We start from the raw sequence: 16,307 nt of genomic DNA, 5'->3' as shown, positions 1-16,307 counted from the left end.
CCCTAACGAGGGAAGTGTGGCGGCGGAATGGCGCGCCATTCCGGTGGGATGTCCGGCATGACAAATCGACCACAGTCATGCCCCGGCGGTGTGCAGCGTTTCAGATGATGGTAGTGCGCGGCAATGCGATCGACGATCCTGGCAATTTCCGGCAGGTAGTCGGGATTATTCTTGAGGTCGCCACTGGCCAGCGTGTAGGTGGAAAAATCGACATACATGCCGGGCCCGGAAATTTGCGGCGGCAGGTTCAATGGGTGGCGCGTCATGATGACCGGGATGATCAGGTGGCTGGGCAGGTCGTACCACTGCCGCCGCTCGGCCTCGATCAATTGCATCGCCGCAAACTCGCGCCGGGTGTAGGCATGGGCTTCGTACTTGGGCGTGTAGATGACGATCATGCACACGCTCTCGCACAGCGCGCGCGCAATTTTGCCATCGAGGTCGTCGCCGCCGCCCAGCTGTTCGCTGTCCACGAACAACTCGTCCTCGTTGTCGAAGTGCGGCTCCAGGTAGCACTTCATGGCCTCGACCAGGTCGTCCTTGAACTTCTTCATGTGCGCATGCTTGCCGTGGGCATAGCTGAAAAAACAACCGTGGCGGATCGTCATGACATCCTCCGTTCCTGCTCCACAAGGCAGCAGCATTTAACCAACTCTAAACATCCACCCGGCAGCGGCTTTGCGCATGCGCAAACGGCAACCAAGCCCAAAAATGGCGTCAACGCACCAGAATTTGGCTTGATTACCACGAGAAAATGCGGTGAAGAAATGTGTAAGCGAAAAGAAAGGAAATCGAGCGCACCGGACGACGCGCTCGGCAGGAAAACCGGAAGTTACTGGTCTTCGAGCGGCGGTTGGTTCAGTTTTTTGAAGAAGTCCAGCACTTCGGCTGCTTCGCGCGTGCGTTTAAACGACGGCAAGCTTTGCCAGATGCGGCGGCCGTAAGGCTTGGAGATCACGCGCGGGTCGCACAGCATCAGCACGCCCTTGTCGTTGACGTCGCGGATCAGGCGGCCGGCGCCCTGCTTGAGGTTAATGATCGCCTCGGGCAAGGTGTGGTGCATGAAGCCGTTCTTGCCCTGCTTTTCCATGACCTCGATGCGGGCGGCCAGCACCGGATCGTCGGGCGGCGCGAACGGCAGCTTGTCGATGATCACCAGCGACAAGGCGTCGCCGCGCACGTCAACGCCTTCCCAGAAACTCTGGCTGCCGACCAGCACGCCGTTGCCGGCTTTGCGGAACTGGTCGAGCAATTCGGTGCGGCCGCGGTCGCCCTGGATGAACAACGGGTAGTTCAGGCCACGCTTTTCGAACTCGTCGCGCAACCGTTCGGCCGCGCGTTTGACGGCACGCAAGGTGGTGCAAAGCAGGAAAGTCTTGCCGCCAGCCGCCTCGATGACCGGCAAGGCCAGGTCCAGCACGGCGTCGGTGTAGCCCATGGAATTGGGGTCCGGCAAGCCTTGCGGCACATATAAAATGCCCTGCTCTTCGTAATTGAACGGGCTGGGCCAGGTGCGCGACGGCTCGTTGGCCAGGCCCATCTGTTCCGAAAAGTGACTGAAATCGTTTTTGACGGCCAGGGTGGCCGACGTGAAAATCCAGCTGCGCGGTACGCCTTCGCGCTGGCCGGAAAAGATCGGTGCGATCGACAGCGGGGTTTTATGCAACTGCAGCGACGAGGCATAAGCTTCCACCCAGTACACCGCTTCCTCACCCTTGTTCACCTTGGCTTTCGGGTCGAACTTCCAGGCCGCCAGCTTTTCCGCCAGTTCCAGGCCGCGCTGGCGGCACTGCTCCAGCGTTTCGGCGCGCATGGCCTGGGTTTCCAGCACGGCCAGCATGCCATCCAGTTCGTCTTTGAGGTGTTGCAGCGCCGGGAAAAACTCGCTCGATGGCGCAATTTGCGGCAGCGACAGGCGCACGATGTCTTGCGGGAAAGTCAGGCGCAGGTCGCGCGCGGCTTTTTCCACCACGGTGACGGTCTTGCCCCAGTCGGCGCCGTCGCGGGCATTGGACAAGCCTTCGGCCAGCACGTCGCGGCACAGCTCAAGGATGTGCGAGGTCGAAAACGTATCGCCGAAAAACAGCGTGGCGGTGTCCGGCAACTGGTGCGCTTCATCGAAAATGATGGTGTTGGCCGACGGCAGCAGCTCAGCCACGCCGGAATCCTTCAGGGCCACGTCGGCAAAGAACAGGTGGTGGTTGACCACCACCACGTCGGCCTGCTGGGCTTCCTTGCGCGCCTTCATCACGAAGCAGTCCTGGTAGTACTGGCACTCCTGGCCCATGCAGTTTTCGCGGGTGGACGTGACCAGGTTCCAGACCAGCGCGTTCTCGGGCACGCGCGCCAGCTCGGCCTTGTCGCCGGAGCTGGTCATCTTGAGGAAGCGCGAAATTTCGCGCAGGTGGCCCACGTCGTCGCGCGAGGTCATGCGGCCGTTTTGCAGCGTGCGTTCCAGGTGGTAGTGGCACACGTAGTTCGAGCGGCCCTTGAGCAGCGCAATCGACACCGGCGCTTTCAAAGCCGCACGGACGTTCGGAATATCGCGCAGGAACAGCTGGTCCTGCAAGTTCTTGGTGCCGGTCGAGACGATGGTCTTGCCGCCCCACAGCAGCGCCGGCACCAGGTAGGCGAAGGTCTTGCCGGTGCCGGTGCCGGCTTCGGCGATCAGGGTGGTCTGGTTGGCGATGGCATCGGCCACTGCTTTCGCCATCTCGGTTTGCGAGCGGCGCGGACGGAAGTCGCCCACTGCCGGACCCAGCGGACCGCCGGCGCCGAACAACTGCTCGACTTCGGCATCGTGGATGCCCGGTGCGTGTTCGGGCGTCTCGCCAATCACCGCAGGCGCAGGAAGGCCCGGCGTCTCGGTGGCAGGTTCGACGGGACGCTTGAGGATCGGACGGCTGGCCGGCGCGGGCGAACCAGCTGGCGTGGGCAGGGCTTCGGTCAATGTGTACTTAGGTAAGGCGCGAGGTTCGGGCGAAATCAGGCGGGAACGTCGGGCACGAGTTGCATTTTCAGCAAAGTGATATGGTCTTTCAGCTGCAGCTTGCGTTTTTTGAGACGGCGCAGTTGCAGCTGGTCGTGGTGGCCATCCAGTGTGAGCATGTCGATGACCGCGTCCAGGTCGCGGTGTTCGACGTCGAGTTCAATCAGACGACGCTGGATATCTTGTACATCAGTCATGTTTCTCAGTCACTGGAAGGTTCACGGGATACGGCACGGTGCATAGTTTAATCTACCGGGGGCTTGCCAACAACCTTATTGCTTTTTGGCAGCCGCCGCTGCCGCTGCATCCGCCTTCTTCTTCTCGTCGGCCGCGCGCGCGTCGGCCTTGGCCTGGCGCTCCGCCAAGCGCTTGGCCACCTGCTCCTGGCGCCGGGCGGCATCGGCCTGCCGCTTTTCGTACGCGGCGACATTGGCGGCGCGCTTGTCGGCTTGCGATGCGGTCCTGGCAGCATCGCGGCGCAGGCGCTCGGCGTGCTCGGCTTCGCGCTCGGCTACGCTTTTTCCGCTCCTGGGTGCGGCGGGTGGCGCCAGTTCTTCTTCGGTACGGGCCGGCTTGGGCGGCTGGGCTTCGCGGCGGGCGAATTCCTCGGCATCCTTGCGGGCGCGTTCGGCCAGGTCGGCGTCGCGCTTGGCGACCGACGCGGCGCGCTTGAAGTGCTCGGCTTCCACTTCCTCGGCGCGCAACTGGGCCAGCGCCACGCGGCGCTTTTCCTTGGCCTTGTCCAGGCAATTGTTGACAAAGAACTTGTCGTTGCATACGGTTTCTTCGGCGGCAAAGGTGCTGGCCACCACGGCGCGTTCGCGCGTGACGCGCTCGAGCGTGGCGTCGGCCTGGGCCACCGACTGCGTCGGGGTGACGACCGGCGCCGCCCCGGTGGACTCGGCCCGGGCCGCCACGGTTGCCATGGTGAGTACGCCGAACGTAGCGGCCATCATCGATTTCACATTCAGTTTCATACGTATCCTGTAGCCTACGCCAGCGAGCCGGCGGCGGTGCGCTGCTCGCGGTCCATGTATTCCTGCGATTGCATTTCCACGATGCGCGACACCGTGCGGTGGAATTCGTTGGCCAGGGTGCCGGTCGTGTACAGCTCTTCCGGTTCCACTTCGGCCGACATCAGCAATTTTACGCCCTGGTCGTAGAAGACGTCGATCAGCCACGTGAAACGGCGCGCTTCCGACGACATCGACGCCGACATGCGCGGGATTTCCGACAATATCACGGTGTGGAAGCGGCTGGCGATTTCCAGGTAATCGTTCTGCGAACGGGGACCGCCGCACAGCGTATGGAAATCGAACCAGATCATCGAACCGGTACGGCGCAGCGCGCGGATCTCGCGCGCCTCGATGCGCACCACCGGGTCTTCGTCGGCGCTTTCGGCCAGGCGCGCGTAGGCGTCGCGCAGCGCGGCGTCGGCGGTGGCGCCCAGCGGCGTGTAATACGACTCCACCTGTTCCAGCGCGCGGCTGCGGTAGTCGATGCCGGCGTCGATATTCATCACGTCGAGCTTTTCGTACAGCAGGTCGATGGTTGGCAAGATGCGGTCGCGGTGCAGGCCGTCCGGGTACAGCAGTTGCGGATCGTAGTTGGACGTCATGATGAACGACACGCCATTGTCGAACAGCGCCTTCAACAGGTTGTACATGATCATGGCGTCGGCCACGTCCGAGATGTGGAACTCGTCGAAGCAGATCAGCCGGTATTTTTTGGCGACGCGCTTGGCCACCTCGTCGAGCGGATCGGCCACGCCTTTCAACTCATCGAGCTGGCGGTGCACGCCGCGCATGAATTCGTGGAAGTGCAGGCGCGTCTTGCGCACCACCGGCACCACCGAGTAAAAACTGTCCATCAAGAAGGACTTGCCGCGCCCCACTCCACCCCACATGTACACGCCCTTCGGCACTTGCGGCCGGTTGATCAGGCGCTTGAAGGTGCTCGAGCGCTGGGCCTTGTACTGGACCCAGTCGTCATAGCATTGCTGGAGGCGGTCCACCGCGCGGCGCTGGGCGGCATCGGCCTTGAAATCGCGCTCGAGCAGCGCCTTCTGGTAAAACTCTTCGACGTTCATGGGTTCGCTTGTGCGCTGGACGCAAATGAAAAAGCGGGCCGAAGCCCGCCAAGGTTGCTTCAAACCGTGCGCAGCGAGGCGCGGCGCCGAAGACAGTACGAATGTACAGTCCCAGCTGGGCGCCGCCACGAAGCTGCGCGCGGTTTTAAGCGACCGACTTAGAAGTTCAGGGTGCGCTTGTCGATAGCGAGAGCGGCTTCCTTGGTGGCTTCCGACAGCGACGGGTGCGCGTGGCAGATGCGGGCGATGTCTTCGGCCGACGCCTTGAACTCCATCGCTACCACGGCTTCCGAGATCAGCTCGGAGGCCATCGGGCCGATGATGTGCACGCCCAGGATTTCGTCAGTGGTTGCATCGGCCAGGAACTTGACCATGCCCGACGTGTCGCCCAGCGCACGGGCGCGGCCGTTGGCCAGGAACGGGAAGGTGCCGGCTTTGTAGGCAACGCCGTCAGCCTTCAGTTGCTGCTCTGTGCGGCCGACCCACGCGATTTCCGGCGAGGTGTAGATCACCCAGGGAATCGTGTTGAAGTTGGTATGACCGTGCTGGCCGGCGATACGCTCGGCCACGGCAACGCCTTCTTCTTCGGCTTTGTGCGCCAGCATCGGGCCGCGCACCACGTCGCCAACTGCCCACACGCCTGGCAGGTTGGTTTTGCAGTCGTCGTCCACGGCGATGAAGCCGCGCTCGTCCAGCGCCAGGCCAACCTGGTCAGCGCCGAGGCCGTTGGTGTTCGGGGTGCGGCCGATCGAGATGATCAGCTTGTCGAACTCGGCGGTGATGGCTTCGCCCTTGGCGTTTTCGTACGCCACGGAAACGCTGTTGTCACCCTTGGTGATGGTGCCGATCTTGCAGCCCAGGTTGATCTTCAGGCCTTGCTTGGTGAACAGCTTGTTGGCTTCCTTGGCGATCTGCTCATCGACCGCGCCCAGGAAGACCGGCAGGCCTTCCAGCACGGTCACGTCCGAACCCAGGCGACGCCACACGGAACCCATTTCCAGTCCGATCACGCCAGCACCGATCACGCCCAGCTTGGCTGGTACGCCTTCGATGGCCAGTGCGCCGGTGTTCGACAGGATCAGTTTCTCGTCGAATTCGGCGCCTGGCAGTTGACGGGCGTTCGAACCGGTCGCGATGATGACTTGCTTGGCGGTGATGGTTTCATTGGCCGGGCCGGTGATGGCCAGCGGGTAACCATCAGCACCGGCGGCGCCGGCAAACGCTGCGCGGCCGTGGAAGAAGGTCACCTTGTTTTTCTTGAACAGGTACAGGATGCCGTCGTTGTTCTGCTTGACCACGCCGTCTTTGCGCTTGAGCATCTGACCCAGGTTCAGCGACAGGCCGGCAACGTCGATGCCGTGTTCCTTGAACGCGTGACCGGCGTGCTCGAAATGCTCGGACGATTGCAGCAGTGCTTTCGACGGGATGCAACCGACGTTGGTGCAGGTGCCGCCAGGAGCCGGGCCACCTTTTTCATTTTCCCAGGCATCGACGCAAGCGACCGAAAAACCCAGTTGTGCAGCGCGGATGGCAGCGATGTAACCGCCAGGACCGGCGCCGATGACTACTACGTCAAATTGTTTACTCATTTTTATATTTCCAATCAGTTTCTTCTTCTGGAACGAAGATCCACAGCAAAAGATAAATCACCAGGCCCGTGCCAAAGGTCAGCACCAGCAGCACCAGCAGCACGCGCCAGATCCACGACTCGATGCCGGAGATACGGCCCAGGCCGCCACAGATGCCACCGAGCCAGCGGTCGTCGCGCGAACGGCGCAGGCTGCCCACGTTGTCCTCGCGCGGACGGTGCGCTTCCTGGCTGAGCAGGCGCAGCTTGGCTTCGGCGAACTCGTCCGCAGTCAGGGCGCCCGCTTTGTGCAGGTCGTGCAGGCGCTGGATTTCTTCCGCGATGCTCATGGTTTCCCTCGGAGTGACCCCGACAAGCTCAAGCTTGCCGGGGCGGGCTGGTGAACCGCCTAATGAAAGGCCGATACCTTACAGGTCCAGCAGCAGGCGGGCTGGATCTTCCAGCGCGTCTTTCATGGCGACCAGGCCCAGCACGGCTTCGCGGCCGTCGATGATGCGGTGGTCGTAGGACATTGCCAGGTAGTTCATTGGGCGGATCACGATCTGGCCGTTTTCAACCACGGCGCGTTCCTTGGTGGCGTGCACGCCCAGGATGGCCGATTGTGGCGGGTTGATGATCGGGGTGGACAGCATGGAACCGAAGGTGCCGCCGTTCGAGATCGAGAAGGTACCGCCGGTCAGGTCGTCCAGGGTCAGCTTGCCTTCTTTGGCCTTGGCGCCGAATTCACCGATTTTCTTTTCGATTTCAGCGATCGACATCTGGTCGGCGTTGCGCAGGATCGGTACGACCAGGCCGCGTGGCGAACCGACAGCGATACCGATGTCGAAGTAGCCGTGGTACACGATGTCGTTGCCGTCCACCGAAGCGTTGATGATCGGGTATTTTTTCAGGGCTGCAACGGCTGCCTTGACGAAGAACGACATGAAGCCCAGCTTGACGCCGTGCTCTTTCTCGAACTTGTCCTTGTACTTGTTGCGCAGTTCCATGACTGGGGCCATGTTCACTTCGTTGAACGTGGTCAGGATGGCGTTGGTCGATTGCGATTGCAGCAGGCGCTCGGCGATACGGGCGCGCAGGCGGCTCATCGGCACGCGCTCTTCAGGACGGTCACCCAGGCTGGCTGGCGACGACGACACTTGTGGCAGCGAAGCCTTGGCGGCAGGAGCAGCCAGTGGTGCGATGGCCGGGGTGGCGCTTGGAGCCGATGCTGCCAGGGCGTCGCCCTTGGTCACGCGGCCGTCTTTGCCCGAACCGGCGACGTCGCCAGCGTTCAGACCTTTTTCCGACAGGATTTTTGCAGCGGCTGGCATGGCGACATCGCCCTTGCTGCCACCGGTTGCAGCGGCAGCAGCAGGTGCTGGAGCGGCGGCAGGAGCTGGAGCAGCTTCAGCGGCAGGAGCGGCAGCAGCAGCGACGCCGTCGGTGTCGATCACGGCGATGATTTCGTCAGCGACCACGGTGGTGCCGTCGCCCTTGATGATTTTCACCAGTACGCCGGCGGCTGGTGCTGGCAGTTCCAGTACGACCTTGTCGGTTTCGATGTCGATCAGGTTTTCGTCGCGGGCAACAGCGTCGCCGACTTTTTTATGCCAGGTCAGCATGGTGGCTTCTGCAACCGATTCCGACAATTGGGGTACTTTAACTTCGATTTGTGCCATGAAAAACTCCGTATATTTTGTTATTGCGGCGCCACCCCCAGGGTTACCCTTGCAAGGCGGCGCTCCGTCAAAAAGTGTGATGAACCGGGGTCGGCGCCAGCGAACCAGCCGCGCGGCGCCGAGAACTTATTTCGTCAGGATGAAGCCTTTGAGCTTCGAGAACGCCGTTTCCAGCAGGTCTTTTTGCTGGGCGTAGTGCTTGTCGTAGTAACCGACAGCCGGCGAAGCCGATGCCGGACGACCGGCGTAGGCCAGGCGCTGGCCGGCGTCCATGCTCTCGAAGATGTTGTGCTGAATCTGGAACCATGGGCCCTGATTCTGCGGCTCGTCCTGCGCCCATACCACTTCGGCCAGTTTCGGGAACTTCTTCAGTTCGGCAGCGAAAGCCTTGTGCGGGAACGGATACAGCTGTTCGACACGGATGATGGCAGTATCGGTCTGGCCGCGCGTTTTGCGTGCGTTGATCAGGTCGTAGTAAACCTTGCCCGAGCAGGCGATCACGCGCTTGACCTTGTCCGCTTCGATGGCCTGATCGACCTCGCCGATCACGGTCTGGAAGGCGCCCTTGGCCAGGTCGGTCAGCGGCGAGCCCGCATCCTTGTTACGCAGCAGCGATTTCGGCGTGAGGATGACCAGCGGCTTGCGGAACTGGCGCACCATCTGGCGACGCAGCACGTGGAAGATCTGCGATGCCGTGGTCGGCTGCACAACTTGCATGTTGTTGTCGGCGCACAGTTGCAGGAAACGCTCGGGACGCGCGGACGAGTGCTCAGGACCCTGGCCTTCGTAGCCGTGCGGCAGCATCATCACCAGGCCCGAAGCGCGGCCCCATTTCACTTCGCCGGAGCTGATGAACTGGTCGATGACCACTTGCGCGCCGTTGACGAAGTCGCCGAACTGGGCTTCCCAGATCGTCAGCGTGTTCGGTTCCGCGGTCGAGTAGCCGTATTCGAAGCCCAACACTGCTTCTTCGGACAGCACGGAGTCGATCACGGTGAACGGTGCCTGGCCTTCGGCGATGTTTTGCAGCGGCACGTAGGTGCCCGAATCCCAGCGCTCGCGCTTCTGGTCGTGCAGTACGGCGTGACGGTGCACGAAGGTACCGCGGCCGGCATCCTGGCCGGTCAGGCGCACGGCGTAGCCGGAGGCCACCAGCGACGCATAGGCCAGGTGTTCGCCCATGCCCCAGTCCAGGTTCATTTCGCCACGGCCCATGGTGCTGCGGTCACCCAGTACTTTTTCAACCAGCGAGTGGACCTTGAAGTCTTCCGGCACGGTGGTGATGCGGGTGGCCAGGCGTTTCAGTTCAGTCATCGGCACGGCGGTGTCGGCCGAGTCGGTCCATTTCTTGTTCAGGAACGGCAGCCAGTCGACCGCGAACTTGTTCTTGAAGTTGGAGATGACTGGATCGACAGTATGCTTGCCGGCGTCCATCGCATCGCGGAACGCAGCTTGCATTTGTTCGCCGCCATCGGCTGCGATCACGGTTTGCGCGACCAGTTTGTCCGCGTACAGCTTGCGGGTGCCTGGGTGCTGGCCGATTTTCTTGTACATCAGCGGCTGGGTCAGCGCTGGCGTATCCTGTTCGTTGTGACCGAGTTTGCGGTAGCAGATGATATCGACAACGATGTCTTTCTGGAACTGCAGGCGGTAGTCCATCGCGATTTGCGAGGCCAGCACCACGGCTTCAGGATCGTCGGCGTTCACGTGCAGCACCGGCGCTTCGATCATCTTGACCACGTCCGAGCAGTAGATGGTGGAACGGGCGTCGCGCGGATCGGACGTCGTGAAACCGATCTGGTTGTTGATGACGATGTGCACGGTACCGCCGGTACCGTAGCCACGGGTTTGCGCGAGATTGAGCGTTTCCATGACCACGCCCTGGCCGGCGAATGCAGCATCGCCGTGCACCAGGATCGGCAGCACTTGCTTGCCCAGGTGGTCGCCACGGCGATCCATACGGGCTTTCACGGAACCTTCAACCACCGGGTTGACGATTTCCAGGTGCGACGGGTTGAACGCCAGCGACAGGTGGACCGGGCCGCCTGCGGTGGAGATGTCCGACGAGAAACCTTGGTGGTATTTGACGTCGCCGGCTGGCAGGTCGTCGCCGTGCTTGCCTTCGAATTCTTCGAACAGGTCTTTTGGTGCCTTGCCCAGGGTGTTGACCAGGACGTTCAGGCGGCCACGGTGGGCCATGCCGATGACGATTTCCTGCACGCCTTTTTCGCCGGCGCGCTGGATGATTTCATCGATCGACGCGATGAAGGTTTCGCCGCCTTCGAGCGAGAAACGCTTCTGGCCGACGTACTTGGTGTGCAGATAGCGCTCCAGGCCTTCGGCAGCGGTCAGGCGCTCGAGGATGTGCTTTTTCTTTTCTGCGGTGAAGTTCGGGGTGGAACGGATCGATTCCAGGCGCTCCTGCAACCAGCGCTTTTCAGCCGGATCGGAGATGTACATATACTCTGCGCCGATCGAACGGGTGTAGGTGTCGCGCAGGTAGTTCAGCAGGTCGCGCAGGGTCGCGGTTTCCGGGCCAAAATAAGTGTTGCTGATGTTGAACACGGTATCCATGTCAGCATCGGTGAAGCCGTAGAAGCTTGGCTCCAGTTCATTGATCGACGGACGCTCCTGGCGCTGCAGCGGGTCCAGATTGGCCCAGCGCGAACCGAGGTAGCGGTAGGCAGCGATCAGTTGGGTTGCAGCAACACGCTTGCGGCCCATTTCGGCGTCGGCGGAAGCAACCACGGTACGGATCGGACCCGATTTTGCGCGCTCGGCAAACGAGGCGATGACGGAAGCATGGGCGACGTCGGGCTTGTTGGTGCCATCGACGGCCGGTACGTGCTGCATGGCGTCGAAGTAGGCGCGCCAGTTGTCTGGTACGGAGCCTGGATTGTTGAGATACGCTTCGTACAGTTCTTCAACGTACGGTGCGTTCCCACCAAACAAGTAGGAATTGGACGAGGATTGTTGCATTTGTTGCTCACCTTTCTTCGCGTTTCGCGAGGAATTAGCGGGTTAGTCTAACCTTCCGCGACACGGCCTGACCGGTTAGCGGATTGCACATCAAGTTGTGGGGAAGGGCTAAAAATTCAGTTCAAACGTCTGCATCAAAAAACAGCCACTTAGCATAGCACCCGTATTGTAGCGTAACAACCGCCTGTGCTCGCGTTTGTGATTTATTTTCGACTAAATCTTTCAAGGTTAATTTTCACTTAAGCCGCATACTACCTACCTCGGCGGGCAATGTTTTCTGATTTTTAACGGCATTTCGGATTATTTAGCCCGAACGTTGCTCACACTTAACCATGTGGGGTCGTTTGCGAACCAATCCAGCAAAAAATCGAGCATGGCGCGCAACGCCGGCGCCATGTGTTGTCTGGAGGTATAAATTCCGTGAATGCCCATGCTTTGCGGAACGTATGTTGGCAACAAAGGCACCAGCTGGCCGTCGGCGATCAGCCTGGCCACGCTGTACATTGGCTGCATCACTACGCCGGCGCCGGCCACTGCTGCCCGCAATAGCACCGTATCCTCGTTGGCCGACAGGTTGCCGCCCACCGGCACCGAGACAGCCTCGCCATCGGCATCGGTAAATTGCCACAGGCTCTTGCCGAAATACGTGTACGTCAGGCAGTTATGGCCAGCCAGGTCTTGCGGGCGCAACGGTGTGCCGTGCGCGGCCAGGTAGGCCGGCGCCGCGCAAGCGACCGACTCGCACACGGCCAGGCTGCGCGCGATCAGGTTCGGTTCGAGCGCATTGGTGATGCGCAGCGCCAGGTCGATGCGCTGCTCGACCAGGTTGACCGCGCGGCTGTCCACCTGTACATCGACGGTCACGCGCGGGTACTGGCGCAAGAACGCCGTGATGGCGGGCGCCAGCGTGGCCTGGGCCAGCGACTGCGAGCAGGCAATGCGCAGCAGGCCCTGCGGCGAGGCGACATCGTCGGCCGCCACCGGCATGGCGCCGGCCAGTTCGAGCATGGCGCGGCAGCGCGCCAGCGTAACGTCGCCGGCGTCGGTCAGGCTCAGGCGCCGGGTGCTCCGGTGCAGCAGGCGCGCGCCAGCCCACTCCTCCATTTCCGCCAGGTAGCGCGTGACCATGGCGCGCGACATGCCCTGCGCCTCGGCCGCCGCGATCATGCTGCCGCGCTCGGCAATGCTGACAACACTTGTGCGGCCGTGATGCGGTCCATGATTCGTCCGGATTATGCAATTGAGATGCGCAGATTACCCGATTTTTCTATCGTATCAAGCAATTTAAGATGGGGCACCTTTAACCAATACGAGACCCTCATGATCAAGCACACCTTCTTGTCCGCCACGCTGGCTGCCGCTGTCGTTACCGCCCCTGCCTTTGCCACGCCACTGAAACTTGAAGTCTTCAACCCGGGTGAAGCAGCGATCTTCCCGGTCGCTTCCGTACTGGTGACGGGCGACAAGGATGCGGTGCTGGTCGATGCCCAGTTCTCGCGCGGCGAAGCCGTCAAGCTGGTCGAGAAAATCCGCGCCAGCGGCAAAAAGCTGACCACCGTGTATATCAGCCACAGCGACCCCGATTTCTACTTTGGCCTCGACGTGATCCACGCCGCGTTCCCCGCTGCCAAAATCGTCGCCACCGCGCCAACCGTGGCCGGCATCGAAAAGAAAAAAGATGCCAAGGTTGCGTACTGGGGCCCTATCCTGAAAGACAATGCGCCAAAAACCGTGATCGTGCCGCAAGTGTTGAAGGGTAACACCATCACCCTGGAAGGCCAAAGCCTGAAAATCGAAGGGTTGACAGGCCCGACGCCGGACCGTAGCTACGTTTGGATTCCATCGATCAAGGCAGTCGTCGGTGGCGTGGTGGTATTCAACGATCTGCACGTCTGGGTGGCCGACACGCAAACCGCCGAATCGCGCAAGAACTGGCTGACCACGCTGGCCGGCATCGACGCGCTGAAACCGGTTACCGTGGTGCCCGGCCATTTCAAGCCCGGTGCGCCGCTGACGCCAGCCGCCGTGAGCTTTACCCGCGACTACCTGGTGCACTTCGAGGCCGAGACCGCCAAGGCAGCCGACAGCGCGGCCCTGATCACCCGCATGAAGCAGCTGTACCCGACCGCCGGCCTGCCTGCCGCGCTCGAGACCAGCGCCAAGGTCGCCAAGGGCGAAATGAAGTGGTAATGGGGTGATAAACAGGTGAAAGCAGGTGATGGGGAGCGTCGAATGCTAGACTGCCGGCTTTAGCATATCCGTCACTTCCCATGCACACACTTGAGCAGTTGCGCGCCGGCGCATTGCAGGGCATCACGCGCCTGCAATTACGTGCCGGCCTCACCGAATTCCCGCGCGAAATCTTCAACCTGGCCGACACGCTGGAAATCCTCGACCTGACCGGCAACGCCCTCGCCGCTCTGCCCGACGACCTGCCGCGCCTGCACAAGCTGCGCATCCTGTTCTGCTCCAACAACCGTTTTACGGAACTGCCCGCCATGCTGGGGAGCATGCCGGCGCTGACCATGGTCGGCTTCAAGGCCAACCAGATCACCTCTGTGCCGGCCTCGGCGCTGCCACCGGCGCTGCGCTGGCTGGTGCTGACCGACAACCGCATCGAACACCTGCCCGACGAACTGGGCCGCCGCCCGGCCATGCAAAAGCTGATGCTGTCGGGCAATCGCTTAAAAACGCTGCCGGACACCATGGCCAACCTGCACCAGCTGGAATTGCTGCGTCTGGCCGCCAACGCCTTCGAGGCGCTGCCCGTCTGGCTGACCACGCTGCCGCGCCTGGCCTGGCTGGCGTGCGCCGGTAATCCGTGGGGTGCCGAACGCGCGCAAGCAATGAGTGCGGCACCCGCCCCGCTCATAGACTGGGGCCAGTTAGCGTTGCAACAGCAACTGGGCGAAGGCGCCTCGGGCGTGATCCACCGCGCCGACTGGCAACATGACGGCGGCAGCACGCCGGTGGCGGTCAAGCTCTACAAGGGCGAGATGACCAGCGACGGTTCGCCGCTCAACGAAATGGCGGCCTGCGTGGCGGCCGGCCTGCATCCGCACCTGATCCCGGTGCTGGGTCGCATTGCCGGCCACCCGGAGCAGGCACAGGGACTGGTGATGGCGCTGCTCGATCCCGCCTTCGTCAACCTGGCCGGTCCGCCGAGCCTGGCCAGTTGCACGCGCGACATCTATGAAGACGACAAGCAGCTTGACTGGCCGGCCATGCTGGCCATCGCCCAGGGCGTGGCGGCAGCCACGGCCCAGCTCCATGAACGCGGCATCCTGCACGGCGACCTGTACGCCCACAACATCCTGCACGACAATCTTGGCCGCTGCGTGCTGAGCGACTTCGGTGCGGCGGCGTTCTACGATACGGCTACTCCCGATGCGGCGCCGCTGCAACAGCTGGAGGTGCGCGCGTTCGGCCTGCTGCTCGAGGAACTGGTGCAGCGCTGCACGCCCGCAGCGGGCGGACAACCGGCGGCCCTGCCCCACCTGACGCAGCTGGCGCAGGACTGCCTGGCGCCGCCTGCCGAACGGCCGATGTTCGCCGCTATCACTGCCCGGCTGCAACAGATCGCCGCTCAATAGAGCGGCCTCGCAACTGCACTCCATCGCGCTGTCCCGGCAGCGCTACTGCCGCCCTGGCCGCAGCCTTTTGCGGCCACCATATCCGCTGCCATTATGGCCGCCATCATCGCACCCGGTGAAACCGGCCAGCCACGCCCGGACGACTGCACGCGTCGTTGCACAATTTATATAGGTCATATAACTAACCTATTGACCCTATAAAAATTAACAGCTACTATTTCCCTGTCGCCTGTCCCGGGCGGCGCCGGGACAGGCGCATTCGAGGCAATAAAAACCATAATGAACGGCGCCCCCAAAGGCGCTCCAGGAGACTGTTGTGAATATACTTAAAGCGACCCCGGCATTGGCCGTGGCCCTGCTATCCCCGTACGCCGCCGCCCAATCCAATGTCACGCTGTACGGCATCCTCGATGCCTGCGTGGTGTCCGCCCATGGCACGTCGGCTGCCGGCACCCAGGCCAACAGCGGCTGCGCCTATGGCTCGCGTTTCGGCTTTCGCGGCCAGGAAGACCTCGGCGGCGGCCTAAAGGCCGACTTCACGCTCGAATCGGGCATCAGCCTCGACAACGGCACCCTGGCCCAGAACGGCCGCCTGTTCGGCCGCAAGGCGCTGGTGGGGCTGATCACGCCGTACGGCCAGTTGCACATGGGCCGCGACTACGCCCCCACGTTCTACCTGGTGCGCCCGGTCGATCCGTACAAGGCCGGCATCGGCAGCGCCACCACCATGGTGTCCACGTCGGCGCGGCCGGACGGCTCGGGCCGCAATGACAATTCGATCGTGTACACCAGTCCGCGCAAAAATGGCTATGGCATCAAGGCGTCGTATGCGCTCGGCGAACATACGGCCACCAGCACCACCACCCGCGACGCAAAGGGCGTCCTGTTCAGCTATGAATCCGACAAGCTGCTGGCCGGCGTCGCCTACAATGCGACCACCAACGCCACCGGCCGCGCCGACGACCGCACCGCCACCATCGGCGCCAGCGTCAAGACCGGCTTTTTCCAGCCCGCCTTCCTGTTCCAGGTCGGCAAGTGGGAAGGAACCCGGTCGGTGGCGGCGCCTTCCTTGGCCACCAGCTTCTTCAGCCGAGACTACCGCAGCGCCATGGTCGGCGCCACGTTCGCCTTCGGCCCCGGCCGTGGCAACCTGATCGCCACCTACAAGCGCTACGACGATAAGACGGTGCGCAACTTCGATGCCGACCAAGTCACGGTCGGCCACAAGTACCAGCTGTCCAAACGCACCGAGCTGTACGCCGTGTACACGCGCCAGTCGAACAAGGGCGCGGCCGCCTACGGCCTGATGGATGCCACCAATGCCTTCGCTGCCAACGGCGCCGGCACCGCGCCCTCGGCGTTCTACCTGGGCATCACGCACATCTTCTAAGCTGCCCCTCTTCCGGAGACA

At 62.3% G+C, this 16,307-nt stretch carries 12 protein-coding genes and 1 pseudogene; 3 read left to right on the top strand and 10 right to left on the bottom strand.

Annotated elements, in window-relative coordinates:
* Window positions 1-2 precede the first annotated feature (2 nt).
* The 10 genes and pseudogenes from ASF04_RS15385 to ASF04_RS15340 all read right to left on the bottom strand — a co-directional run bounded on the left by ASF04_RS15385 (window position 3) and on the right by ASF04_RS15340 (window position 12,523).
* Window positions 3-608, bottom strand: a complete 606-nt coding sequence (locus ASF04_RS15385) for a toll/interleukin-1 receptor domain-containing protein (RefSeq protein WP_056143390.1) — start codon at window positions 606-608, stop codon at window positions 3-5.
* Window positions 609-832: 224 nt separating this feature from the next.
* On the bottom strand, window positions 833-2,839 hold the full coding sequence (locus ASF04_RS15380; protein WP_056144637.1) for an ATP-dependent DNA helicase: 2,007 nt from the start codon (window positions 2,837-2,839) through the stop codon (window positions 833-835).
* Window positions 2,840-2,985: 146 nt separating this feature from the next.
* Window positions 2,986-3,186 carry a YdcH family protein gene (locus ASF04_RS15375; RefSeq protein ID WP_008450659.1) on the bottom strand — a complete coding sequence of 67 codons (201 nt, stop codon included), beginning with the start codon at window positions 3,184-3,186 and terminating at the stop codon, window positions 2,986-2,988.
* 75 nt (window positions 3,187-3,261) lie between these two features.
* Complete coding sequence (locus tag ASF04_RS15370) at window positions 3,262-3,966, bottom strand: hypothetical protein (RefSeq protein ID WP_056143388.1); 705 nt, start codon at window positions 3,964-3,966, stop codon at window positions 3,262-3,264.
* A gap of 14 nt (window positions 3,967-3,980) precedes the next feature.
* Window positions 3,981-5,078 (bottom strand): cell division protein ZapE, encoded by a 1,098-nt coding sequence (zapE, locus tag ASF04_RS15365; RefSeq protein ID WP_056143385.1) that lies wholly within the window; start codon window positions 5,076-5,078, stop codon window positions 3,981-3,983.
* 158 nt (window positions 5,079-5,236) lie between these two features.
* Window positions 5,237-6,667, bottom strand: coding sequence for a dihydrolipoyl dehydrogenase (lpdA, locus tag ASF04_RS15360; RefSeq protein ID WP_056143382.1), 1,431 nt, complete (start codon window positions 6,665-6,667; stop codon window positions 5,237-5,239).
* Complete coding sequence (locus tag ASF04_RS15355; protein WP_056143380.1) at window positions 6,660-6,995, bottom strand: PspC domain-containing protein; 336 nt, start codon at window positions 6,993-6,995, stop codon at window positions 6,660-6,662. Before ASF04_RS15355 ends, lpdA begins: the two co-directional genes overlap by 8 nt.
* Before the next feature lie 78 nt (window positions 6,996-7,073).
* Window positions 7,074-8,324 carry a 2-oxoglutarate dehydrogenase complex dihydrolipoyllysine-residue succinyltransferase gene (odhB, locus tag ASF04_RS15350; RefSeq protein ID WP_056143376.1) on the bottom strand — a complete coding sequence of 417 codons (1,251 nt, stop codon included), beginning with the start codon at window positions 8,322-8,324 and terminating at the stop codon, window positions 7,074-7,076.
* A gap of 126 nt (window positions 8,325-8,450) precedes the next feature.
* Window positions 8,451-11,303, bottom strand: a complete 2,853-nt coding sequence (locus ASF04_RS15345) for a 2-oxoglutarate dehydrogenase E1 component (protein WP_056143373.1) — start codon at window positions 11,301-11,303, stop codon at window positions 8,451-8,453.
* Window positions 11,304-11,603: 300 nt separating this feature from the next.
* Window positions 11,604-12,523, bottom strand: a pseudogene (locus tag ASF04_RS15340) (LysR family transcriptional regulator).
* A 100-nt stretch (window positions 12,524-12,623) separates the two neighbouring features.
* Here ASF04_RS15340 and ASF04_RS15335 point away from each other — a divergent pair.
* The 3 genes from ASF04_RS15335 (at window position 12,624) to ASF04_RS15325 (ending at window position 16,286) form a co-directional block, all read left to right on the top strand.
* Window positions 12,624-13,493 (top strand): MBL fold metallo-hydrolase, encoded by an 870-nt coding sequence (locus ASF04_RS15335; protein WP_056143367.1) that lies wholly within the window; start codon window positions 12,624-12,626, stop codon window positions 13,491-13,493.
* 80 nt (window positions 13,494-13,573) lie between these two features.
* On the top strand, window positions 13,574-14,896 hold the full coding sequence (locus ASF04_RS15330) for a leucine-rich repeat-containing protein kinase family protein (protein ID WP_056143363.1): 1,323 nt from the start codon (window positions 13,574-13,576) through the stop codon (window positions 14,894-14,896).
* A 316-nt stretch (window positions 14,897-15,212) separates the two neighbouring features.
* Window positions 15,213-16,286 (top strand): porin, encoded by a 1,074-nt coding sequence (locus tag ASF04_RS15325; RefSeq protein ID WP_082488800.1) that lies wholly within the window; start codon window positions 15,213-15,215, stop codon window positions 16,284-16,286.
* Window positions 16,287-16,307 lie beyond the last annotated feature (21 nt).

Origin of the sequence: Duganella sp. Leaf61 (assembly GCF_001421905.1) — a bacterium.
GTDB classification, from domain to species: Bacteria; Pseudomonadota; Gammaproteobacteria; order Burkholderiales; family Burkholderiaceae_D; genus Rugamonas; species Rugamonas zoogloeoides.
The sequence above is the reverse complement of the archived record's forward strand: the minus strand, read 5'-3'. Positions and strand labels throughout refer to the sequence as shown.